This window comes from Bartonella taylorii (assembly GCF_023920105.1).
In the GTDB taxonomy this organism is placed as follows: domain Bacteria; phylum Pseudomonadota; class Alphaproteobacteria; order Rhizobiales; family Rhizobiaceae; genus Bartonella; species Bartonella taylorii.
This window is the reverse complement of the sequence record NZ_CP083693.1, coordinates 327015-350923: the sequence shown is the minus strand read 5'-3', so window position 1 is coordinate 350923 and position 23909 is coordinate 327015. Positions and strand designations below refer to the sequence as shown.

Genomic DNA, 23909 nt, shown 5'->3' with positions numbered 1-23909 from the left:
TTATCCTATTTTCAGCAAAGTATCAGAAAGAAATTGATAAGGCGGAATGGCTAAATTATAGGGTGCTGGCCCTGAGCGCACTCTTCCAGCTGTATCATAAACAGCACCATGACATGGACACAACCACCCCCCAAATTTACCTGATTGTCCAAGTGTTACACAGCCTAAATGCGTACAAAGATTAATGAGAATAAGCCAATTCTCACGCCCCTCGCCCGCAGAACGCGCGAAATCCGTCGCTTCTTCTTCACCTTCAAGATTAGGGTTACGCGCCTGACGATCTCTAAGAATATCCAATGTGATAGCACGAGATTCAGCAATTTCTTTCGCTGTACGGTTGCGAATAACAACAGGCTGTCCACGCCACCTGACCGTCACCGACATACCCTCTTCAATACCAGAAAGATCAACCTCAACAGAAGAAGATGCCAAAACAGCCTCATCAGGGCGCATTTGACAGATAAAAGGCCATACAACTGCACCAATTCCAACTGCCCCTGTAACACTTGTTACCAAAAACAGAAAATCGCGTCTTGTCTGCTCACTCATTACCTTAACTAAAGGATCCTATCCCCTAAAACATTTTTTACCATACCCTTCCCCATTACACAATCCCTGATCATTCAATCTCCTAAACCATAAAAATATCTCTAAAAAACTTTTTACTATTTGTATGATTTGTCCTCTTTTGTCTTTCCTTAACTAAACGCAATTTCGACCAATAATTGAGCACCAACATCCACCATATTTGCTATCTTCAACACTCTTTTATTTTTAAAATCCTACATTTGGAAATTATAATTTTTTTGTTCCAATCGTAGACGCAACTTCAACATCCTCAAGCTCTATAAAGAAATATTATCAGATATATTACCTGCTATAGCTAACCTATTTACTGCGAAACCTCAAAACTCTTTTGATTTTTAACTCACTAAATATTCTGCTATTGCTTCTACCAACAATATCGAAATTCTGCGTTTAATCTGCTTTATCACCTCATCGAAATCATAAAGCTTATCCGGTAGTTGGTACTGATAAAAGAAACAATAAAAGCTTATTTGATAACTGGTATGACTCCACGAACTATCTTTATTGTTAATCGAATTCTCACACTGATAAGTACCAAGCTTATGCAATAAAATGTTGCGAGAAAAATAAACCTGAACATTCTTTGATAGGACATATTTTTGTAATCATCCAAATCTGTATTGGAACGCATTAACCATAATCATCTTTCACTGCTCATGCTTTGCTCATCTTATAACAAATCTAGATGCATAGTTTTTCCTTGAAATCTAAAGTGAATAACAGATAAACAGAAAAACCACATGCTTCTCAATTATATTTTTTTAAGTAAGATACAGAGCTTCTTTACAAACACGAAGGAAAAATCATACTACATAGAATATGACACTTCACATTGCTCTTTTTCAACCCGATATTGCTGGCAATACTGGAACGATTTTGCGTCTTAGCGCTTGTTTTGGTTTATATGTGCACATTATTGAACCCGCAGGCTTTAATCTGTCAGATCGCAACCTTAAACGAGCAGGGTTGGATTATCTTGAATACGCCTCATTAGAGCGACACATTGATTGGCAACATTTTATAAAAACCATGAGACACTTTAACCGCCGTCTTTTACTTTTAAGTACAAAGGCAAAAACATGCTATACGCAGGTATGCTATCAGAAAAACGACGTTTTACTTTTTGGTCGTGAATCGGCCGGAGTTCCTGATTATATTCATGAAGCCGTTGATTATGCGCTGAAAATTCCCATGCAACCACACGCACGTTCTCTCAATCTTGCAATGAGCGTCGCTATAACAACAGGAGAAGCGCTTCGCCAAATTGGTTATAATGAAAAAAGAGAAACTTCATAAAGAAAATACAAAAATCTCATTAAGGGATTCAATAGATTGATAAAAACGCCTCGTGTATTGTACATATCCCATAGCTTTCAAAAAAACGAAATCGCCATATTTTCCGAAGACTTACAATACCCTTAAAATTTGATAATCTTCAATTATACTTCTGGTATAATCCTCCAAAACACCTTCACAAATCATCAGGGGAAAACTACATAGAACTACATGAAAATCAGAGTGTGTATAACCTTCATTGCACTATTTCCGCTATCAATAATCAAGCAACTACAAACAAACCTAATATTAAAAAATAACGAAAGCGTCTTTATAAAAATTCATATTACAAATTAATTTTTTCTAATAATGCATGACGATCCATTAAAAATCCGCTTTCAATCCATATCACTTCTAGCTCTTTGAGCTTTTTTCCTAAAAGGACTCCTTTACAAAAACCTTTTTTTATCAAATCCCCTCCTTTAACAGGAAACGTCGGAATCTGCCATTTTTGTGCAAGCTGGTAAAGTCTAATATAATCTCCTGCTTTTTGCGAAGTCCCATTCCCCCCAAAAGTATCAGTATGTGCTACTGCCACAGATAAAGATAACTGATCTAAAACCGGCTGACGACCATGAAAATAAATTAATTTTTGCACAACACCATCTGAACAATTTTGACTAATTGTTTTTAACTCTGCCCATTCCTTTAACCGCATTGTTTCTTTATGAGAAAAACGCAAGCGATGCGCCATTTCATGAAGACGTGCAGGGTCAGGAGGAAGAAGACTTTCCAGCCGTAACAACGGATCGATCTTCCAACCAAAAGCCTGTTCTGCTTTCACCAATGAATGGATTGCATCAATTCCCCATTTTTCTGTTTCAGGGAGAATGCGTGTTAAAATTCCACTTTGACGCATCCATAAAAGAGCACGTGTCGGATCTGAAGCAGCGAGAAGCTTTTTCATTTCTCCCCAAATACGCTCAGCTGAAAGTTTTTGCAGACCATCTTTTAAATAAACACATGCTTTCAACCCCTGCACATCAGGTCTTCCTGCTCCATACCAAGCAAAAAAACGAAAAAAACGCAAAATACGTAAATAATCTTCGCGAATACGATTTTCTGCAATACCAATAAAACGTACTGTGCGGCTGGCAATGTCATCCAAACCTCCCACATCATCATAAAGCTGCCCAACAGCATCACAATAAAGCGCATTAATCGTAAAATCCCGCCGTTCAGCATCTTTTTGCCAATCGCGACCGAATGCCACTTTTGCATGACGACCATCCGTTTCAATATCAGAGCGAAGTGTTGTTATTTCATAAGAACATAACTGAGAAACCACAGTCACTGTACCAAACGCAACGCCTGTAGGAATAGCTTTAAATCCTGCTTCTTCTACCCGCACTATAACCTGTTGTGGCAAACAGGTTGTCGCAATATCAATATCACTAATAGGCTGCCCTAACAACTGATTGCGCACTGCCCCCCCCACAACACGCGCCTCTTCACCCTCCAAAGACAAAATACGAAGAAGTGTTTGGACGTCACTATGCTGCAACCACTTAACCTGTTTAAAACTTTGTCTTATACTCACCCTTTAAACCTTTCAAAAAATTGTCCTCATTGTCTTAACCAGATATCTTCATAAGAACAATATTTCTAAGCTATCCTTTATACAACACATCTATTTGTTCCAAATAGATTACTCTGTGTATGTGCAAATATAAAAAAACAACATATTACACTTCTTTTCTTCTCATTTTCTGTTACAAATTATAAAATATTCATTATCATGCAGAAAAAATCAGTGATTTTGCAACAGATGCCTTAAGGAAGAAATATGAGTCAACCTGATATATCATCCAATTCTCTTAAAAAGGCTAATATCAATCATGAAGCCCAAGAAGTTATTAATGATATTGATACAGCACACAAAGAATTGGATATTTTACAACAAGAAATTGATAAAGTTATTTTTGGACAAAATCATGTGATTGAATACGCTTTAATAGCTATTTTCGCTAGTGGACACACCCTTCTCGTCGGTGCTCCAGGACTTGCTAAAACGCGTCTTGTTGAAACTTTGGGAACGGTATTAGGACTTGATGAAAAACGCATTCAATTTACCCCCGATTTGATGCCATCAGACATTATCGGTTCTGAAATTATGGATTCAGATAAAAATGGTAAACGTTCCTTCCGCTATGTTCAAGGCCCTATTTTCACTCAACTTCTCATGGCTGATGAAATTAATCGCGCCTCTCCTCGCACACAATCAGCTCTTTTACAAGCCATGCAAGAATATCATGTCACTGTCGCTGGTAACCGTTATGATTTACCACAACCTTTTCATGTACTTGCAACCCAAAATCCTTTTGAGCAGGAAGGAACCTACCCACTTCCTGAAGCACAACTGGATCGCTTTTTAATGCAAATTGACATTGACTATCCTGACCTAACCACAGAACGACGTATTATTTTAGAAACAACGAGAGAGAAAAACAAAAAAGCAAAACCGATTTTGTCAACTCAAAAACTGCAAAAGATTCAAAAGATCGTTCGCAAAATGCCACTCTCGGAAAATATTATAGAAGCCATTTTAAAGATCGTCCGTTCAGCCCGCCCCCATAAAGACAACACTCTTGCAAATGCTTATATTGCTTGGGGACCTGGTCCTCGAGCATCGCAAGCACTTTCACTTTGTGTCCGTGCCCGTGCTCTTTATCATGGGCGTTTAGCTCCTTCACTTGATGATGTTGAAGCATTAGCCCACCCCGTATTACAACACCGCATGGCACTCAATTTTTCCGCACATGCTGAAAATATAACAGTAAAAGATGTTATCAATGATCTCGTGAAAGACGCCCTCTAATGGCTATTGGTAAAAAAGTTTCAAAACAGTCTCCAATGTCCCTTGCGGTTAAACTGCATGAAGATGCTGCGAAGATGCCATATTTTCTTCTACAAGCACGTCAAATCGCTAAAACACTGATATCTGGACGGCACGGGCAACGTAAACGCGGCAACGGAGAAAATTTTTGGCAATTTCGCCCTTATGTTGAGGGGGAATCCATTACACGCATTGACTGGCGCCGCTCAGCACGTGATGAACATACTTACCTACGCGAACACGAATTGCAAATGACACAGACAGTATGGCTTTGGCCTGATCAAAGTGCATCTATGCATTACTGTTCGCGCTTTTCCAAAATCTCTAAGGGTGATCATGCCATTATTCTTACCCTTGCATTAGCATCACTTCTAGCACAAAGCGGTGAACGTATTGCTATCCCTAACTTAATGCCCCCTACAATGGCATCCAATGTACTAGAACGGATGGCGTTAGCTTTGGCAAATCATCAAAGTGAAAATCCATTTCCAAACTTTTCAACGATTACACGTTTTTCACATGCTATCATAATAAGCGACTTTCTTGATCATCCTGAAAAAATCATCCAACATTTAACCATTTTATCCACAAAACAGGTCACTGCTCATTTAATTGAAATTGCCGATCCCGCAGAAGAAAACTTTCCCTACAAGGGTCGCACAGAATTTTCTGATCCAGAAACAAAAGAAAAGCATATTTTCGGAAAAGCAGAGAACCTTCGTAAGCACTATTGCAAACTGTATCAAGCAAGGCGACAAAAATTAGCAAATTTTTGCTCACGCCAAGGATGGACCTATCACGTGAGTACAACAAACCAGCCCTTCAAAGAAACCATTTTGCATCTTGCAAACAAAATGGGGAGCTCTTCATCTCATAGCAGGAGGTTGCTTTGAGTTTTGCTGCTCCCTTGCTGTTACTAGGACTTTTATCCCTACCAGTCATTTGGTGGTTGTTGCGGATAACACCTCCATCCCCGCGTAAAGAGCTCTTTCCTCCTTTGCGCTTTCTACCAAAACCAACGGATCAGCAAGAAACCGCAAACCATACACCTTGGTGGTTACTGTTATTACGGTTAACCATAGCAGCACTCATTATTATCGCTTCGGCACAACCCACTTGGAATCAAAAGCCAATTACATTCTCTGGGTCTCACCCCCTTGCACTCATTATCGACAATGGATGGGCGTCAGCGAAAGAATGGGAAAAACGCATTTCTGTTGCCAAAACTCTCCTTGCACAAGCAGAAAAACACCAAAAAGATATTTATTTACTTGCAACTGCTGAAGATGATACCTCCCATATAGGCCCCCTACCCGCGCAAGCCATAAAACAACATTTAATGCATTTGCAGCCCCGCCCTTGGCCTGTCAATCGTATGCCAGCGCTAAAAAAACTCGTTGAAATAACCAAAAATGACCCTCTTGATATTGCTTACTTAAGTGATGGATTACAAATAAGTGACGGTGATCAGACCGTCGCTCTTATTGAACAATTAAAACCCAAAACATTCTTATGGTACTCAGCTGATATTTCTGATTTAATTGGCATAGCGGCCATAGAAAATAACAATGGAAACATGGTAGCACGCGTCATCCGTCCAACGACACATGGCAAAACTCCAGCCACGCTAAGCCTTTACGATGCAAACAATCAATTGCTCGGACAATTTACAACAAACTTTCCTGAGGGAGAAACAACAACGCTTGTTCCTTTTAATGTACCACTTGAACTCCACAATGATATTGCTTGGATGAAAATCAATAACCAAGCGCATGCTGCTGCTACCTTCTTAGTAGACAGCCACAATAGAGTGAACCGTGTTGCTCTCCTTTCACCAAGTACTAATGAAATGGTACAGCCTTTACTCTCTCCATTTTACTACATTATCAAAGCATTACAAAGCCATACACAGCTTATAACAGCCGATGGAAGAGAACTTTCAACTGATATTGATCACTTACTTAAACAAAATCCTTCTGTTTTCATTATGGGGGATATTGTGAACATCTCAAAAGAAGCAGAAAAAAAGCTATCTAACTTCGTAAATAAAGGAGGAACACTCATTCGCTTTGCAGGAGAGAATCTGAGTAGTGCAGAACACTATGATAGCCTACTACCGGTACCACTGCGTCCTGGTAAACGTTCTCTTGGAAGTATTATGTCTTGGACCAAACCGCAAAAACTTGCGCCTTTTGCAAAAAATAGCTTCTTCTTCGATCTCCCTTTTCCAGAAGATGTCACTGTCACACGCCAAATCTTAGCAGAACCAAGCTCAGATCTTTTTGAAAAAACATGGCTCAGTCTTTCTGATGGAACACCTCTTATTACAGCAACGCGTCGCGGCAAAGGAACGCTCATTCTTATTCATATTGCTCCCGATCCCACATGGTCAAATCTTCCACTTTCTGGCTTTTTTGCACAAATGTTGCAAAAACTGATCACATTAAGTACCTATGAAAATACAAACCCAACACACATAAAAAAAGGAACAGCAATACAAAATCCTTGGCGAACAGTGAGTGCCGACGGGCAATTACAAAGACCTCCTTCCCATGTTGTTCCACTGGTCCTTGATGCCCAAGATCTACCCATTCCTTCCTATCATACCCCACCTGGACTCTATGGCGTTAAAAATAATTTTTATGCACTCAATCTCTTAAATCATGCATCACACTTGATGAAGCAATCATCATTACCATCCTCTTTAAGCAAAAGTCCTTTATCTTACGATACTAAAGAAAAACATCTTACTGGCCTACTTTTAGGATTAGCTCTCTTATTATTTACCTTTGACAATTTTCTCATGTTATGGATGGGAGGCGCTTTTTTTCTCAACCGGCAGCGCAATATGCTTCTTTTCCTCCCTCTTACAATAGGTCTCATCACCTTATTTTCCCATGATCCAACAGTTCATGCACAAGGTACAGAAAATCATAATGAAACCATAATACAAGCAGCTGGTGCTACACATCTTGCTTACGTGATAACGAACAATCATGAAATTGATACAACGAGTAAAAGTGGTCTAGAAGCCTTAAGCAAATTTATTGCAGAACGTACAATGCTCTCGCCAAGCTCTGTGATAGCACTTGATCTCGATAAAGATGAGCTCTCCTTCTACCCTCTCATTTACTGGCCAATTGATGCTAACAGTCCTGTACCAACTTCAAAAAGCCTTGAAAAAATAAATAACTTCATGAAACACGGAGGCACCATTTTATTTGACACGCGTGATCAGATAAATACCAACCTTAATCTTGAAGGAGCGGCCACCCCTGCTACACAAAGATTACGAACCATCTTAAAGGGATTGAACATTCCAACCATTGAACCAGCATCAACCGATCATGTTATTGCGCGTTCTTTTTATATTATGCCTGATTTCCCTGGCCTCTATCGTGGCTCACCTTTGTGGGTTGAAACATCATCAACAAATAAAAAAAACAAAAGTTCTCTTGCCACCGGTGATAATGTAAGTTCCCTTCTGATCACCGCGAATAACTTTGCTGGTGCTTGGGCACTAAATGAAAAAGGCATGTGGAAATACCCACTTATTCCTAATGATCCAATGCAACGCCTATGGGCATTTCGTGCAGGATTAAACATTGTTATCTATGTGCTTACAGGAAACTATAAAGCTGACCAAGTTCATGTTCCAGCACTCTTAGAACGCTTTAAAAGAGAAAGAAGGCAATGATAGCATTCATCACTTTTCAGCCTTTTTTACCACTCTCTTGGATTCTCCTCTTAAGTGGATTATCTACCGTGTTCGTCATTATTGGCCTTGTTACACAACGCCAAGGCTCTTTATTGCGGCTGATGGCATTGTTCTCATTGATTCTTGCTCTGCTTAATCCCATGATCATAAAAGAGCAACGTGAACCAGTTAAAAGCACTGTAGGCATTGTCATTGATCGCAGCAAAAGCCAAACATTTGGCACACGCACAAGTGATAGTGACACAGCACGCGCGCAATTAACCAATGCATTGGCGCATTATCCGCAATTTGAACCACGATTTATTGAGGCTGGAAAACTTGCTGATAATCAATATGCCCACTCAACAAATTTGTTTAATGCCTTAACACAAGCGCTATCTGATATCCCACCATCTCGTTATGCAGGTACAATCTTCATCACTGATGGACAAGTCCATGACATTCCGCCTCTCTCAGAACTTCACCATAAAGCACCTGTCAATGCCCTTATAACAGGAAGATCAGATGAATTTGACCGCCAAATCAAATTTATTTCTCCTCCCCGCTTTGCCCTTATTAACAAACCACAAATGCTCTCCATCTTGGTAGAAGATAAAGGACAACCCAAAGAATCTCTACCAACGCAAGCAGACATTACTATAAGTATCAATGGACAAGAAGTTGGCCATTATTCTGTAACTCCTGGCATTGTTTTTCAAACTGAAATCACTCTTCTTCATGCTGAAAAAAATATCATCCAAGTTACTACTAATGCGCACAAAGGTGAATTAAGCTTTGAAAACAACCGTGCCATAACTATTATTGAAGGAATCAGAGAAAATTTGCGTGTCCTCCTTATTTCAGGAGCACCTTACAATGGTGAACGGACATGGCGTGATCTTTTGAAAGGTGATTCCAATATTGATCTTGTTCATTTTACTATTTTGCGTCCTCCGAACAAAGCAGATAATACGCCATTAAGCCAATTATCACTTGTAGTCTTTCCTACAAGAAAACTCTTTGTTGAAGAGATCGGGAATTTTGATCTCATCATCCTTGACGGCTACCAACATTCTACTGTTCTTCCATTAATCTATTATGATTATATCGCGCAATATGTACAAAAGGGTGGCGCGTTGCTGATGGTAACAGGACCTGAATTTACTCAACAAAACTCGCTTGCCAAAACACCTTTAATAAGCATCCTACCCGCACTACCAAATGGTGTTATTATTCAAAAACCTTTTCGCCCCCAATTAACTAAAGACGGTGAACGTCATCCTGTCACAAGAGGGCTTGCAACACCCACTGATCCAGCCTCTCAGTGGGGGCAATGGATGCGACAAATTGCCATTCAAAACGGACACAAAGGCACTTCTCTCATGAAAGGAGCTGATGAACAACCACTTTTGCTTCTTTCCCATGTTGGTAAAGGACGTGTAGGCATGTTACTCTCCGACGAAAGTTGGCTGTGGGCAAGAGGCTTTGAAGGAGGAGGACCTTATGCAGCTCTTTATCGCCGAATTGCCCATTGGCTTATGAAAGAACCAGAACTTGAAGAAGAAAAGTTAAGTACCACCAGCGACCAACATCGTTTAATGATTCACCGCCAAACGCTCAAAGATCACCCAGAGCCAGCCGAAATAACTTTTCCTTCTGGAAAAAAAGAAAATATTATCCTTACAAAAGAACAAGAAGGTGTCTTTACAGCAACTATTAATACGAATGAAACAGGGATTTTTACCATCAAAAATGGCAATCTAACAGCGCTTTCTTCTGTAGGGATATTTGATAATCTCGAATTGTTTGACTTAATTTCAACGGAAGAAAAATTAGCCCCTATCAGTAAACACACTGGCGGACATATCACGCGTTTATACGACAAAGAAAGAGGAAGCATTCATCTTCCTCCTCTCAAGGTAATTCGATCCCAAACAAGCCCAACATCCCTTCCTTCTCATTCAATTGTTCTGAGAGAAGCAACGGAGACCCGTTTAATCAATATTTTTCATTTTTCGATCTTTTCCGGTTTTTTTGCACTCCTTGCTTGTCTTTTACTATTAAACAGCATGTGGTATCGTGAAAGCCGTTAAAAAAAACTGAGAATTTATGCCGTAATCTAAAAATGCAATCCATCCTACAGAAAAATATACACCGATGAGCTAAATAATAACGCAGAGTATCATACTCTCTTTTTATCATCCAAAAACCAATGAAGCATAAATTCCCCAAAGGTTTTTATTACATTCACGACAAACTATTTTTTTATTTCACAATCCTCTCTTTCCTCCCAAAAGCACTGGGTTTTTTTATAATTTTTTTATTGCCTAAATCGTTTTCAACGTTATGCTAACGCTTATGTTTTATCTTGCTCATATATCGGATGTGCATCTTTCACCTTTGCCGCAACCTTCCCTATTTGAACTTTTTGGCAAGCGCCTTACTGGCTATCTTAATTGGCAAAGAAAACGTAAGAGCCAAATGGCAACCAATGTCCTAGAAACTTTAATGGATGCCTTAAAAAAGACAAATCCTGATCATCTTGTAATCTCTGGTGATCTTGTCAATCTTGCTCTCGACAAAGAATTTGAACAAGCACATAATTGGTTGCTTAACCAAGGACAGCCCCAAAATATTTCTTTAACATTTGGCAATCATGACGCCTATGTCGGTGGAGCATTTCTAAAAGCCTGTACTCTCTTTCAATCTTGGATCTCAAGTGATTCCCCTCAAAAACCTTCCCTTCCCTTCCCTTATATGCGCATTCGCAATAATATTGCCATTATAGGCGCTTCCTCAGCCATTGCTACACCACCTTTTCAAGCTTTTGGTTATTTTGGTAAAATGCAAGCGCAAGCTTTATCACAACTTTTAAACGAAGCAGCAGCACGCGATCTGTTTCGTGTCGTCATGATACATCATCCTCCCTTTCATCATGCAACCTCTTGGCATAAAAAATTATGGGGCATCGAGCGTTTTCTAGATGTTATAAAATATCATGGCTGTGAACTTGTTCTTCACGGTCATACCCATTTACCCACACTAAAGGTCATTGAAGGAACAATAGGAAAAATTCCTATTGTTGGTGTTGCTTCCGCATCACAGGCTTTTGGTGAAAAAAAACCACCCGCAGGTTTCAATTTATTTTCCATTGAGCGCTTTCACCATCGCTGGAACTGTCAGCTGCAACGCTATAATCTTATCAATCAAAAAAATGAAATAGCGTGTACTGAAACAATTAATCTTTAAACAATCTGTAAGAATAACCCAAAAATTGTAAAAACAAGCAAAAAACGAAAATATCTTTTAATTCATATTCCTTTAAATAATAATTTTGCCTCTTCTTCACCCTAAAAGAAGAAAGTTTTTAACCATCTCTGATTACAGATTAGTTCCTCTCGAGTGTGTATCATCAAGCTTTATATCACTATCCTAAAAAACAATGTTTACGCTTCTACAGATAATTGGGGAAAATCTTTTTATATAAAAGGAACCACCGTCGTGCCCAAGGGTAACTTAGCTTCATTTTCAGGCTCAACATGAATAGAAATACGCACATTATCAAACTCTTTTTGAAGAACCCCTTCAATTTTATCGCAAATCTGATGTGCTTCTCCTACCGACATTGCAGCTGGAACAACCAAATGAAACTCTATAAAAGTAACTCTACCAGCAACACGCGTAAGCAAATCATGGACTTCAAGTGCACCATGCGCATTTGCAGAAATAAGCTCCCGAATGCGCATATTTTCATTCAATTCAACTCCAACATCCATTAACCCTTGAACCGCACTCCTAATCACCTTCCAGCCTTGTAAAAGAATATTAACCCCAACAATTATCGCTAAAATCGGGTCCAAGACACTCCATCCACCCACAAAACCAGCAACCAAACCAATTAAAATGGCAAGTGACGTAAAAACATCTATCATGAAATGCATCCCATCAGCTTTAAGAGCTGGTGATCGATGAATTTTCCCCTGCCGCATCAGAACCCAGCCCCACATGTAATTTATAACACTTGCAACAAGATGAATAACGAGCCATATTCCAGGCTTCTGCAATAATTTAACGGTTGAAAGAGCCATCCATGCTTCTCTTAAAATAATAATTGCCGCAATAATGATCAGGATTCCTTCAAGAATTGCAGAAAAGTATTCTGCCTTATGATGTCCAAAAGGATGATCATGATCCGCAGGCTTCAGACTGATTTTAACAGCCCACCACGCTGCTAATGCAGCAAGTATATTTACGATCGATTCTAAAGCATCAGAATAAAGTGCAACGGAATCAGTAATGTAATATGCCCAATATTTCAAAGCAAAAACGATACAAGCAACGAAAATAGAGTATAAGGTTAAGCTTTGTATATTGATTTTTACATCCATAACCACACCCTTTTCTTCAGGTTATAAGAAATAACACTTTTAACCATATACCCTATGATATTTTTGACATATCGCCAATATTTCTCCAATATCACAGAAATTTCATAATACAATCAATGACTCTCACAGCGCACCATTGTTATTATAACAACTGCCCTATACTTATACTCAATATAATACAATGAATAGAAGTAACACGGATATAATTCAAACCAACAGCTCTTAAGAGAAATCACTTGTTATTTTTTCTCAAATGCATCACTCTCACGCACCATCATTCAATCTTGTTTATAATCATAGAGCCATTCAACAAATTAACATAATCGCACACAGCGTAAAAAGATCGCTTAACATTCTGTTGCAACCTTACACTTCAACTATATTAAAAAATATGACTGCTAAAACAACTTAAAAACCATTTTCTAGAACGAAAAAGGAATACCCAAAAAAGAATCTGGGCATTGGGGACCCAGATTCTTTTCCCTTAGGAATTAAGGGCATGCAGAGCTTAGGAAATAGCGGGGACCTAAGACCCTGCATCCGATGCGAAAACAAAATACATTGTACCGCCCTCGGCATTCCCTATGTATACCAAAGGTTGCATAATGTCAACATAAATTCTACCTTAGGTTTAAAATAATGTTTTTTTCGTCTTAACTATTCAAAAATAAAGCAAATATTTAACATCTGGCAATTTAGAAGAAAGAACATTAAAAGCCCCATATGCATTTGAACATCACCACAATCTACGAAACTGATGATCCACGTTTGAGAAACTATCACAATATCCGTGAAAAAGATCTTGTTGGACGGCAACATCAATTTATTGCTGAAGGCAAAGTAACATTGTCGGCATTGCTGCATTCGAAAGAATTTTCTGCTCTCTCTCTGCTTATTGTGATAGAACGTCTTCCTGGACTTATACCCCTTTTAAAAGAAACACAACCAACATGCCCCATTTATTGCGTTCCACAAAAAGTCATGGATAATATTGCGGGATTCCATGTTCATCGTGGTGTGCTTGGTATCGGTAAACGCAAAACGCTACTATCATTACAAAATTTTTTACAAGATCTTCCAGAAAAAGCCTTGATTCTAGTTTTATGCGGCATCTCTAATCACGATAATATGGGTGCTATTTTTCGTAATGCAGCTGCCTTTGCCAGTAATGGCATTATCGTTGACAAAACCTCTTGCGATCCACTTTACCGCAAATCAATCAGAGTTTCTGCTGGTGCAACTCTCAAGATACCCTATACACAAGGCGCCGATATTAATAACATTATAACAGCTTTACACGATGTAGACTTTCATCTTTATGCGCTTTCTCCCTCTAGCCCATGCACTCTAAAACAAGCAAAAATAACAAAAAGGACAGCCCTTATTTTGGGAACAGAAGGGGATGGCTTACCAAGCCATGTACTACAAAAATCAGACACCTTACGTATTCCAATGGCTCATGGCTTCGACAGCCTCAATGTAGCCACAGCATCAGGTATTGCACTCGCCCATTTTAGCGATTCTTATAAACTCTATTAAAGATTGATAATATTTTAATTTGTAAAAAATATCCGATGAAGATACCACTTTTATTTATAAGAAACGGTTGTTTAAATTTTGGAAGAAACAGTAGCTTTTGTTTCCAGATTACACAAAACGCGCTTCAACATCACTTCAGCACCGGCATCACGTTCTGAATGAGTAACAAAACCACCTCCAAGAACACGTGCTCCATCACCATTTCCATCATAAAGAACACAAGCTTGCCCTGGCGCCACACCGTTTTCACGTTCCAACAATTCAACGGAAAAAATACCGTCTTGATAATATACGCGAGCAAGATGGGGCGGACGTGTTGAACGAACTTTTACAGCTACCTCAATACCATCAGAAGGAAAATTATCTAATTGCTCATCACCAAGCCAATTTACGTCACGCAAAAAAAGCTTATGTGTTTCCAGCATTTCACGCGGCCCAACAATAACACGCGCATTTTCTACATCGAGATAAATCACATAAAGCGCTTCACCCGTTGCAACACCAATACCACGACGCTGACCAACAGTATAATTAACAATTCCCGAATGTTTTCCTAAAATCTGTCCATCAATATGCACAATAACCCCAGGATTAGCTGCTTCTGGACGTAATTTTGTGATAACATCAGAATATTTTCCTTGCGGAACAAAACAAATATCTTGGCTGTCATGCTTATTGGCAACAACAAAGCCCATTTCTGCTGCTATTTCACGAACACGTGCTTTCGGAAGATCACCAAGTGGAAAACGCAGATAATCAATCTGCTCTTGTGTCGTTGCAAAAAGAAAATAACTCTGATCGCGATCAGCATCGAGAGGACGAAAGAGCGCCCGATGTACTCCATGGGGACGCGAGCGAATATAATGCCCTGTTGCCAAAGCATCTGCCCTCAACTCACGCGCAGTTGCTAATAAATCAGCAAACTTGACAGTTTGATTGCAGGCCACGCAAGGTATGGGCGTTTCTCCATGTGCATAACTTTCTGCAAAAGGATTAATCACAGCTTCGCGAAATCGCTCTTCATAATCAAGAACATAGTGAGGTATCCCGAGTGTCTCTGCTACGCGACGCGCATCTTCAATATCTTGTCCAGCACAACATGCCCCCACACGATGTGTTACAGCACCATGATCATAAAGCTGCAATGTAATTCCAACGACATCATACCCTTCCTTTTTCAAAAGACCTGCAACAACCGACGAATCAACCCCACCAGACATTGCTACAACAATGCGGGAATTTTCAGGTTGGCCTGGCAAATCAAGACTGTTCAAAAACATGTATTCATTCTCTATTTAATGGGCATCTCTTGGCTCATTTTCCTATGTGCACTCTGTCACTTGTCATTTTTTATAGTTTTTTTATCCTATCCACAACCACTAGTATAACTCTACTTTAAAGCGGCTGAAAACGAAAAAAGAGTGATAAAAATAAGGCACAATAAAAGTCCTTTTTGCTCTTTTTAAAAAAATGCAACAAAAACATCGTAATAGGCTACTCTATGCGCCTCACTTTGCACCATATTTTTACCTACTGGCTTACTTTGTTAATTTTTTTTCAAGGTGTTTAGCTCTTTTTTAAATTTCATGTTTTACAAACGAATCAAGTCCTTGACTAAAGGTAGAGGATACAATGACTACTTTGATAAAAGCACAAATGAAATATGTTATTGGGCCAGATGGAAGTCCACTTACAATCGCGGATCTACCGCCAAAAACAACACGGCGTTGGGTAATCCGTCGCAAAGCTGAAGTTGTTGCGGCTGTCAGAGGTGGATTGTTAAGTCTTGATGAAGCGTGTCAACGCTATACTTTGACCGTAGAAGAATTTCTTTCATGGCAAAGTTTGATCGATGAGCACGGTTTAGCTGGATTACGAACGACCAGAATCCAACATTACAGGTATTAGTTACTACTGATAATGATTCGATATCGGCTATAAAACACCCTTAAAACAGCCAAGCTTTTATCAAGTTTGGCTGTTTTTATCTTTTCAGCACATAAACATCTTAATGAATTGATTTCCAAATAAAAACTTTTATCATCCAGTCATTGAGTTAGATTGAATTAAAATACAATCATCATCGACTTTTGCCTTCTTTTCCCGCGTCTCCAAAAGCTGTGCACGTTGCAACTCTATCTTGACTTCATGGAGAGCAATTTCAGCATTTGTTTTTTGAAGCTGCAAATCACGAATCGAATTTATAAGATTATCGCGCCTCTGCCGCGCTGCACGAGCAAAAGCAGAATAAGCAAAATGGTGAACATCATTATTTCCAGATTTACGTTCTTCATTAACAATTTGCGCTTCTAATTCTAGCACCATTTGCTCAAACTCTGCGATCATCATCTCAAGCTGTGCAATTTCGCGATGCTTCCCACGCATTTGAAACATCCTCAATTGCACCATACTTTCCCGTGGCTTCATACTCTCTACTCCTTGATTGCGCCAACCCAAAATTCGCATCCACACTCTTACATATACTTTTAATTACACCTTTTTCTGACGAAAACGGTGCATTTATTAACTTGAAATTATAATTGTTTTCCTTCCTTAAAACACCTGCAAACACAATCTGCTTTAAAGAGAAATAACCATTTTTTTACTTTTCACCCCCATTGTAGAATGAAGAGGCTTAAAGCTCAGTAAATAAACACTGAAATTGTAAAAAAGTAATTTAAAATAATCCGTTATAACTTTTTTAAAATCAAAGTTATTGGAAAAAGCATTTCACTTTTTTATTAAGTTAAAAAATATGCAATTTTTCTAAAATAATTTTATAACCTCTTTCAAAAATAAAAATATTTTGTTAACCACTATAATAGATAGTGGGGAATTCAGTGGTGATTTGTTGCGCGTACTACTGAAATATTCATAGACACTTTTATTGTAAGTGTTTGATTTTATGAATTGTTTTTTTATCAACAGTGGTTTTACCAACTGTTATAAATAAAAATGCTCCTTTTGATTCGGAGGAGCAAAGTGAGGGATCTAAAATGCGCGTATTACTAATTGAAGATGATAAAGCAACTACTCAAAGCATTGAGTTAATGCTAAAATCAGCAAACTTTAATGTCTATATCACTGATCTAGGTGAAGAAGGCATCGATTTAGGTAAGCTTTATGATTACGATATCATTCTGCTTGATCTCAATCTCCCTGATATGTCAGGGTATGATGTCTTGCGGACCCTAAGATTAGCAAAAATAAAAACCCCTGTTCTCATCCTTTCCGGCATGAATGCCATTGAAGACAAGGTACGTGGTTTTGGCTTTGGTGCAGATGATTATATGACAAAGCCCTTCCATAAGGATGAGCTCATTGCACGTATTCATGCAGTTGTTCGTCGCTCTAAAGGGCACGCGCAATCGATTATTGTTACCGGCGATCTCACCGTTAACCTTGATGCAAAAACAGTCGAAGTTGCTGGACGCCCCGTTCATTTAACTGGTAAAGAGTATCAGATGCTAGAGCTTCTCTCTCTGCGCAAAGGTACTACACTTACCAAGGAAATGTTTCTCAATCATCTCTACGGTGGAATGGATGAACCAGAACTTAAAATTATCGATGTCTTTATCTGTAAACTGCGGAAGAAACTGGAAGCAGTCTCTTCTCATGTGAACTACATCGATACAGTTTGGGGACGTGGTTATGTTTTACGTGATCCAGTTGAAGAAAACGTACGGAAAACCGCTTAAACAGTGAAAATACACATTGTAAAATCTCGGAGTGTAGCGGGCCGAGATTTTTATCTCTATTACAATAAAAGGCTCGCACACTAATTAAACCCTCTTTTTTACATAGCTTAAGTACTTTTATTTAAAGTTTCTTCACACTTTCCAAAATAATACAACTGTCATCAGTTTTATCGATATTTATTTTCATATCTGTCATCTCAGCAAGTAACACTGTGTAATAAAATTGGATGGCATGGGCATCAATATGTTCTTCCTGAATGTTACCATTATATAACGCAATAAAATGAGAAGGAATACGTAAAGTGTTACCGCAAATCTCAAATCGAAAAGAACGTTTATTTTCATCTTGCAAAATCATCACAACAATTTCTCCCCCACGAGAAACGGTTGCGTTTGCAATTAATAACAAATTAAGCAAAAGTTTAACTTCATTTTTTGGTAAAAGCAGAGCAGGAGCTTGCCATTTTAAAATTGCTTTTTCTTCCTTCATATATTGTTGAGCAACCTGTTCAGCAGAACGTGTATCTATCTGCCCGCCACTTGCTCCTGCAAAACCAAAAGCCAATCGCGCAAATTGTAGACGTGCAGAAGCATTCGCAACGGACCAACGCACCAATTGCAAAGCATCTTCTTCAGCTCCGCCTTCATCATAGAGCTCCATCGCATTTTGAATAGCGCCAACAGGTGAAATCAAATCATGGCAAATACGGCTACAAAGCAAAGCAGCAAGATCCGTAGGCTTCAAAACAACAGCTAATGTCATAATTATTGAAAACTCCTAGATTTAGAATAAGCTTCATTTTAAAGCAAAATTCTTAACATCCGATGCATATCTATGGGAAACTTTAACAATTACGCTAAATTTTTTTTCAGAAAAAATTCAAGAATTTAAATAACCTTAAATCTTATTTTTTATTTGAATAGAATGAAAATCCTAATATTATCTTTTTGTTTGTAACTAATAAAAGGGAAAAACTCTATGACTCTCTTTCTTCTAACACGCAGGTACAAAAGTATTGTATCTTTGATCTTCCTTTTATTTGTAACCATAAACACTGCAAATGCTCAACTCCGACCAATAGAACAAAACCAACCCCATTATTCGCTACAAGAAATTATCGATTCTGGTCATACTTTTTTTGGAAAAACAGCCAGTGGTATAGCAGTAGCAATTCAAAATATCTTTTCACAATACGGGTATCCTAATGCCTATATTTTAGGGGAAGAAGCTTCCGGTGCTTTCTTTGCTGGATTAACCTATGGCGAAGGAAAGCTTTTTACCAAAAACTACGGTCAACATAAAGTTTTTTGGCAAGGCCCTTCTGTAGGATGGGATTTTGGTGGACAAGGTTCCCGTTTAATGATCTTGGTTTACAATCTTAATGATACAAATAATTTATGGGGACGCTATGGTGGTATTTCAGGTTCGGCCTATTTAATTGCAGGTGTTGGTTTCCATGTCCTTAAACGGCACAATATCTTGCTAATTCCAGTACGTACAGGAATTGGTGCACGCCTTGGCATCAATGTAGGATATTTGAAATTAACACCCAAACCAACCTGGAATCCATTTTAAATGGACTCTCATTGAAAAGGGAATTTATGCTTATCCAATCATTTCTATTTTTTATTCTTGGAGTCGCAGCCACTTCTTGGTTATTGGTACTTTTTGCTCCTCTTATTTGGCGTAGAGCCTTGCATTTTGCGCATAAAGTTGTTTCTGTACAAATTCCGTCATCACACACTGAAATACAGGCAAACTATGATTTTCTCCGTGCTCAGCACGCTGTAGAACTAGTACGCTGTGAACAAAAATACGACTCTTTGCAAAAAAAATATGCACAACAGAAAATACAACTTAGCCAAGTAACGGAACAACTTTATCAATTAAAACTTTCCACACAAAACACTTCATCTTCCTCCAAAAAATTATTGCAATCGAATAAAATGTTGTCACAACAAATACTTTCGTAATGGAAACCAAAACTATGCATGAAAAAATCGCACATTATCAGCAACGTTTACAAAAAATTCAAACAGATGGGCTCAACACCACAATGCACCACCAACTCCTAGATGAACTACGTAAAGAAACAATGGAATTAGCAGCAACATTAGCTGCCGAAATAGCACTACAAGAAGGGAAAGATTCACCTATCATTGCAATGGCCAAATCTTTTCAACGACCCTACTATGTTAAAAAATACAAATGCCCTGAAGAGAGAAATGATCTTGCATTTCTTATTTACAAAAAAATACCCCACAGCCGCAAAGAAAACCTTACATAAGTTGCCTTTTAAAATAACTTAAAAGAATATTGAGATTAATTAACATTAACTGTATCTTTTGTAAGACAATCTTTATAAGATATGAGTGCCCCGATTAACAGAATACCCGCTAATTCTAACTTTATTTTTTAAATTAAAATACAAAAAACACCTTTCAAAGCATAATCTAAATAAAGCTCTCCGTTAAAATAATAAATTTAAAGATAAAAATCTCTGATTCGCTGAATAACCATATCTTGATCAGTTTGCGTCAAATAAGGATGCATCGGTAAACTTAAAACACAATTTCCTAGAGATTCAGAAACAGAAAGAGAATCTTTTACATAAGGAAAGTGTTTATAAGCTAACTGTTGATGTAATGGAGTTTTATAATAAACCATTGTAGGGATAGAATTTTTCTGTAAATAATCCTTTAATTTGTCGCGATTTTCTACCTTAATAGTATATTGCGCATAAGCACAACGCTCTCCCTCTCTCACTTCTGGAACTGTGACAATATCTCTTAAATTATTAGAATAATATTGAGCAATAGCCACACGCTTTTCTATCTCTTCTTCAAAAATAACAAACTTTTCTAACAAAATTGCCGCCTGAATGGTATCTAGACGTGAATTCATACCAATACGCACATTATCATATTGCGTTTCACCTTTACCATGAAACAGAATAGAACGTAAAAGTGCTGCTAAATTATCATCATTGGTCATCATAGCACCACCATCGCCATAACACCCTAATGGTTTTGCAGGATAAAAACTTGTCGCAGCCACATCACCAAAAGCTCCGCACATAATATTACCGCTTCTTCCCCCCATAGATTGCGCAGCATCTTCAATAATAAAAAGATTTTCCTTTGCCGCCACTTTAGCAATTTTCATATAATCAGCAGGAAGCCCAAACAAATCAACAGCAATAATTGCCTTTGGTTTGAGACGTCCCCTTTTTTTGACCATTTCGATTGCTTCAGAAAGTTTATCAACGTCAATATTAAATGTATTAGGCAAAACATCAACAAAAACAGGTTCAGCACCCACCAAAGCAACCACTTCAGCCGTTGCCGAAAACGTGAAACTAGGACAAAAAACAGCATCACCAGGACCAATATTTTTAGCCATAAGAGGCATCTTCAACGCATCAGTGCCGTTAGCACACGCAACCACATGCTTGACACCAAGATAATCCGCCAACCGCTCTTCAAATTCCGTTACCTTCGGCCCCAAAATATATTGACCGCTGGAGACCACATGCGCAATTGCAGTATTAATTTTATCTTCGATGCGCAAGCGCTGCGCTGCAAGGTCGATGAATTGCATATTAACTCCATTGATAGTTATACCCGTGTGAAACCACTACTCATCTTTTTTATTCATGATAATTAATATGAGCAGCAGTCAAAATTCGTAAAACAGCAATAGCTTCATTACCATTTGTACGAGGCGCTTGACGCGTCTCAATACAATGAAGAAAATGCTGCAATTCATAAGTTAGCGGCAAACCTTCACAAAGTTCAATGTAATTCAGCTCATCAGTACTAAAAGCCCACTTTTTACCTTCTTTCCAAACAGCAAAATGATGCAACGCTAATTTACGACTCCATGGCTCCATATCATCAAAGACAAGCATAGCTTTTGTACCAACAACTGTTAAGCGCCTTTCACGATAAGGACTTAGGCGTGAAGCAAAAAGATGGCTACGTATACCATTGGGAAATACCATATGAACATGTGCGAAATCAGAAAGCTTATCAACTACAGCAGCCCCCTCTCCGCGAATTTCAGAAGGTTCGCAACCTGTCAAAGCCAAAATCATCGAGAGATCATGAGGAGCAAGATCCCATAAAGCATCACTTTGTGTATGAAATTTGCCAAAACCTAATCGATGAGAATAAATATAACGCACATCCCCCAGCTCTCCTTTTGCCACCAACTCACATATTTTTTCAAAAGCAGGGTGAAATCGCAAAACATGCCCCACCATAAAAATGCGCCCATATTCACCAGCAACCTGCACTTGACGTTCAGCATCAGAAATATTCAAGGCTATTGGTTTTTCAACCAAGACATCTTTACCATTTTTAACAGCACGCAGAACATTTTCTGTATGAAATTGCGCAGGCAATGCCAACACCAGCGCATCAATATCTTTATGAGTAAAAAGATCTTTTGGCGCAATGGCTTCAACACCATACATACAAGCAAAGTGCGCCGCGCGCTCAACATCCATATCAGAAACTGCTGCTAAAGCTCCGAGCCCTTGGAGTGTTCGTATATGATTTCCACCCCAAGAACCACATCCTAAAACCGCTACACGTGGCATCATTTTATGCCTTACCCTGCTCATCATATAAAAAACATACTTTCATTTACTCCATATCGAGGATGAAATAGAATGACAAGAGAAAAGCTTAAAAACGATGCTTGACATATCACTATTCTACCTCTTATATCCGCAAAAGATAAGGTGAGTTACAATCATATCTCTCTATTTTGGCGGAGTAGCTCAGTAGGTTAGAGCAGAGGAATCATAATCCTTGTGTCGGGGGTTCAAATCCCTCCTCCGCTACCATTTTTTAAAGGGTTTGTGTAACTTGTCGGCGGGTTTTGTATATTTTGCCACTAGGTTTTGTACCAATTTATTTTTTTTCAAAGGATTTTTAAGGGGTTCTCAAAGGGTCTTCAAAGACCTTTCAAAGGGTATTTAAGGCCCCTTTTATGAGTATTTTTCTCTCCCTCTAAAAATCGCAATTTGAAATGATGAGCTCTCGAGCCAGAGTCTGATTCTTTGAACCGCATGTATAAGATGTATTCACCTCTTTTATCTTAAATTGGCTAAAGGTTTTTCGCATCTGAGGCACATCATTAAGAGACAGAAGAAACTTCCCCTTTAATTGTGCAAGCAGTGTGGACACCGCCTGATAATTCTCCCGCTTAAACAAATCCTTTCCATAATAATCCTCAACGCCAAAGTAAGGTAGAACAAGGTATTTAGCCGGTCATAGCGCCTGATAAAGTCAAACCAGTCTAAATGTTCAATGGTCACACCTGCCCAGCAAAACTCAACCGCTGCAGATATAAAAATCGCAAAGCCCGCTCTAAATCCGTCAGAGTCTTTGGATCTCGTAGAGTAAAACTTTGAAACGCCTCACAGCTGCTTATCTGGGACTCAAACAGATCCATAAAAGGGTGATAATGGCGTTGCAACACCCGAAAAAAATTCACCACATCACCTGAACGATCATTGATGACTTCATATAAAGGTATCAATTTCCTCCTAAAGAATATTCCTCCCATTCCAATAAAAAGCTCAGCATAAGTGCAATGGGGGATAGCTTCTATGATTTTGATACAGGAACTGATCACTGGCCATGCAATAATGCCGACTGATCCCCAAAACAATTAGACCGCCTGTAGGTTTTGAACACAGACAATTATTATAATTCAGACGATTAAAGATCGGATCTAAGGCTTTTTAATCCAGTGGACAAACACGAATAATATGGCCGTCGGGATCTTTGATTAGGAAGGTACGTCCATATACAGC

Annotated in this window: 18 protein-coding genes, 1 tRNA gene and 2 pseudogenes; 12 read left to right on the top strand and 9 right to left on the bottom strand. The window is 38.7% G+C overall.

Annotated elements, in window-relative coordinates:
• The gene (gene petA / locus LBE40_RS01410; RefSeq protein ID WP_004859628.1) at positions 1 to 549 is read right to left on the bottom strand and encodes a ubiquinol-cytochrome c reductase iron-sulfur subunit; all 549 of its coding nucleotides are present in this window, start codon (positions 547 to 549) and stop codon (positions 1 to 3) included.
• Positions 550 to 1407: 858 nt separating this feature from the next.
• Between petA and LBE40_RS01405 the strand changes: the two genes are divergently transcribed.
• Positions 1408 to 1884, top strand: coding sequence for a tRNA (cytidine(34)-2'-O)-methyltransferase (locus LBE40_RS01405; protein ID WP_004859629.1), 477 nt, complete (start codon positions 1408 to 1410; stop codon positions 1882 to 1884).
• A gap of 325 nt (positions 1885 to 2209) precedes the next feature.
• Here LBE40_RS01405 and LBE40_RS01400 read toward each other — a convergent pair whose 3' ends face one another.
• On the bottom strand, positions 2210 to 3463 hold the full coding sequence (locus LBE40_RS01400) for a CCA tRNA nucleotidyltransferase (RefSeq protein WP_004859631.1): 1254 nt from the start codon (positions 3461 to 3463) through the stop codon (positions 2210 to 2212).
• 246 nt (positions 3464 to 3709) lie between these two features.
• Between LBE40_RS01400 and LBE40_RS01395 the strand changes: the two genes are divergently transcribed.
• From LBE40_RS01395 to LBE40_RS01375, 5 genes are all read left to right on the top strand, one after another.
• Positions 3710 to 4741, top strand: a complete 1032-nt coding sequence (locus LBE40_RS01395; RefSeq protein WP_004859632.1) for an AAA family ATPase — start codon at positions 3710 to 3712, stop codon at positions 4739 to 4741.
• The gene (locus tag LBE40_RS01390) at positions 4741 to 5652 is read left to right on the top strand and encodes a DUF58 domain-containing protein (RefSeq protein WP_004859633.1); all 912 of its coding nucleotides are present in this window, start codon (positions 4741 to 4743) and stop codon (positions 5650 to 5652) included. The genes LBE40_RS01395 and LBE40_RS01390 overlap by 1 nt, the downstream gene beginning before the upstream one ends.
• Positions 5649 to 8456 carry a DUF4159 domain-containing protein gene (locus LBE40_RS01385; protein WP_004859634.1) on the top strand — a complete coding sequence of 936 codons (2808 nt, stop codon included), beginning with the start codon at positions 5649 to 5651 and terminating at the stop codon, positions 8454 to 8456. The genes LBE40_RS01390 and LBE40_RS01385 overlap by 4 nt, the downstream gene beginning before the upstream one ends.
• Complete coding sequence (locus tag LBE40_RS01380; protein WP_004859635.1) at positions 8453 to 10549, top strand: glutamine amidotransferase; 2097 nt, start codon at positions 8453 to 8455, stop codon at positions 10547 to 10549. The genes LBE40_RS01385 and LBE40_RS01380 overlap by 4 nt, the downstream gene beginning before the upstream one ends.
• A 253-nt stretch (positions 10550 to 10802) precedes the next feature.
• Positions 10803 to 11705 (top strand): metallophosphoesterase family protein, encoded by a 903-nt coding sequence (locus LBE40_RS01375; protein ID WP_004859636.1) that lies wholly within the window; start codon positions 10803 to 10805, stop codon positions 11703 to 11705.
• 230 nt (positions 11706 to 11935) lie between these two features.
• Here the strand turns inward: LBE40_RS01375 and LBE40_RS01370 are convergent, their stop codons facing one another.
• Positions 11936 to 12844 (bottom strand): cation diffusion facilitator family transporter, encoded by a 909-nt coding sequence (locus LBE40_RS01370; RefSeq protein ID WP_004859637.1) that lies wholly within the window; start codon positions 12842 to 12844, stop codon positions 11936 to 11938.
• A gap of 723 nt (positions 12845 to 13567) precedes the next feature.
• Here LBE40_RS01370 and LBE40_RS01365 point away from each other — a divergent pair.
• Positions 13568 to 14383, top strand: coding sequence for a TrmH family RNA methyltransferase (locus LBE40_RS01365; RefSeq protein WP_004859638.1), 816 nt, complete (start codon positions 13568 to 13570; stop codon positions 14381 to 14383).
• 71 nt (positions 14384 to 14454) lie between these two features.
• On the opposite strand, the gene mnmA is transcribed toward LBE40_RS01365, so the two are convergent.
• Entirely contained in the window at positions 14455 to 15663 is a 1209-nt protein-coding gene (mnmA, locus tag LBE40_RS01360; protein ID WP_004859639.1) for a tRNA 2-thiouridine(34) synthase MnmA, read from the bottom strand.
• Positions 15664 to 16015: 352 nt separating this feature from the next.
• Here mnmA and sciP point away from each other — a divergent pair, with 352 nt between their 5' ends.
• Positions 16016 to 16291 carry a CtrA inhibitor SciP gene (sciP, locus tag LBE40_RS01355; protein WP_004859640.1) on the top strand — a complete coding sequence of 92 codons (276 nt, stop codon included), beginning with the start codon at positions 16016 to 16018 and terminating at the stop codon, positions 16289 to 16291.
• 132 nt (positions 16292 to 16423) lie between these two features.
• Here sciP and LBE40_RS01350 read toward each other — a convergent pair whose 3' ends face one another.
• Complete coding sequence (locus LBE40_RS01350) at positions 16424 to 16810, bottom strand: hypothetical protein (RefSeq protein ID WP_040296970.1); 387 nt, start codon at positions 16808 to 16810, stop codon at positions 16424 to 16426.
• A 569-nt stretch (positions 16811 to 17379) separates the two neighbouring features.
• Between LBE40_RS01350 and ctrA the strand changes: the two genes are divergently transcribed.
• Positions 17380 to 18081 carry a response regulator transcription factor CtrA gene (gene ctrA, locus LBE40_RS01345; protein WP_004859645.1) on the top strand — a complete coding sequence of 234 codons (702 nt, stop codon included), beginning with the start codon at positions 17380 to 17382 and terminating at the stop codon, positions 18079 to 18081.
• Between the two features lie 121 nt (positions 18082 to 18202).
• Here ctrA and chpT read toward each other — a convergent pair whose 3' ends face one another.
• Positions 18203 to 18844, bottom strand: coding sequence for a histidine phosphotransferase ChpT (gene chpT, locus LBE40_RS01340; protein WP_004859646.1), 642 nt, complete (start codon positions 18842 to 18844; stop codon positions 18203 to 18205).
• A 216-nt stretch (positions 18845 to 19060) separates the two neighbouring features.
• Here chpT and LBE40_RS01335 point away from each other — a divergent pair, with 216 nt between their 5' ends.
• Complete coding sequence (locus tag LBE40_RS01335; RefSeq protein ID WP_004859648.1) at positions 19061 to 19657, top strand: DUF1134 domain-containing protein; 597 nt, start codon at positions 19061 to 19063, stop codon at positions 19655 to 19657.
• 26 nt (positions 19658 to 19683) lie between these two features.
• A pseudogene (locus tag LBE40_RS01330) lies at positions 19684 to 20369 on the top strand (hypothetical protein).
• A gap of 197 nt (positions 20370 to 20566) precedes the next feature.
• Here LBE40_RS01330 and LBE40_RS01325 read toward each other — a convergent pair.
• Together LBE40_RS01325 and LBE40_RS01320 are read right to left on the bottom strand one after the other, a co-directional pair.
• Positions 20567 to 21682 carry a DegT/DnrJ/EryC1/StrS family aminotransferase gene (locus LBE40_RS01325; protein WP_004859655.1) on the bottom strand — a complete coding sequence of 372 codons (1116 nt, stop codon included), beginning with the start codon at positions 21680 to 21682 and terminating at the stop codon, positions 20567 to 20569.
• 49 nt (positions 21683 to 21731) lie between these two features.
• Entirely contained in the window at positions 21732 to 22688 is a 957-nt protein-coding gene (locus tag LBE40_RS01320; protein ID WP_004859656.1) for a Gfo/Idh/MocA family protein, read from the bottom strand.
• A 169-nt stretch (positions 22689 to 22857) separates the two neighbouring features.
• Here LBE40_RS01320 and LBE40_RS01315 point away from each other — a divergent pair.
• Positions 22858 to 22934 (top strand) — tRNA-Met (locus tag LBE40_RS01315).
• A 166-nt stretch (positions 22935 to 23100) separates the two neighbouring features.
• Here the strand turns inward: LBE40_RS01315 and LBE40_RS08415 are convergent.
• Positions 23101 to 23659, bottom strand: a pseudogene (locus tag LBE40_RS08415) (DNA adenine methylase).
• Positions 23660 to 23909: the final 250 nt, after the last annotated feature.